This is a genomic window from Methylobacterium sp. J-092, from assembly GCF_022829325.1.
Taxonomy (GTDB): Bacteria; Pseudomonadota; Alphaproteobacteria; order Rhizobiales; family Beijerinckiaceae; genus Methylobacterium.
The window spans coordinates 1-577 of the sequence record NZ_JAKSXU010000163.1; the positions used below are offsets into that span (position 1 = coordinate 1).

1 pseudogene is annotated in these 577 nt (G+C 62.7%); it reads left to right on the forward strand.

The window, feature by feature from the left end:
- Positions 1 to 170 (forward strand): annotated as a pseudogene (locus MKK60_RS19325) (IS6 family transposase); the annotation flags it as partial.
- Positions 171 to 577 lie beyond the last annotated feature (407 nt).

Here is a 577-nt window from a genome sequence, read left to right on the forward strand (position 1 = left end):
ATCGTGCAGGCTGTCGCCTGGTACCTGCGCTACTCGCTGAGCTACCGCGACACCGCGACATGGGGCAGCTATTCCCAGAACGCACTCTGGAGGTGGACGATAGCACCCTGAACCGCTGGGTTCTGGCCTACATTTCCCTCATGCAGAAGCAGCTGGGAGCTTTCCGCAAGCACATCAAGCCTCCGCCTGTGCCTTACCGGTACGGCTTGCGACAGGCCCCGTCAGCTGCGGGCCCATCCAATTCCCACGTCACGCCCAGCGCTGTCCCTTCGTTCAGTAGCCTGTCAAATATGAAAGTCCGCGCTGCCGTTGTTGAACATGTTGGCGACGCCGCCGCTGTTGTAGCCGGCATGGTTGTCGGCGGCGTCGCCCGCCAGGATCTGCCCGTTGAGGCGGACCGGATGGGCGTAGGGGTTGCGGTGGGTCGTCGCGCTGCCGCCGTACTCGGCTGTGTGGAAGTGATCCTCGATATCGTGCGCACCCGTAGCGAACGCTCCCTTGTGCTCGCTTTGCTGCGTTGGCCCTGCCGCAGTCTATGCCTCGGATGTTATGGTTGCTCCGATCCAAGTGCTGTCGC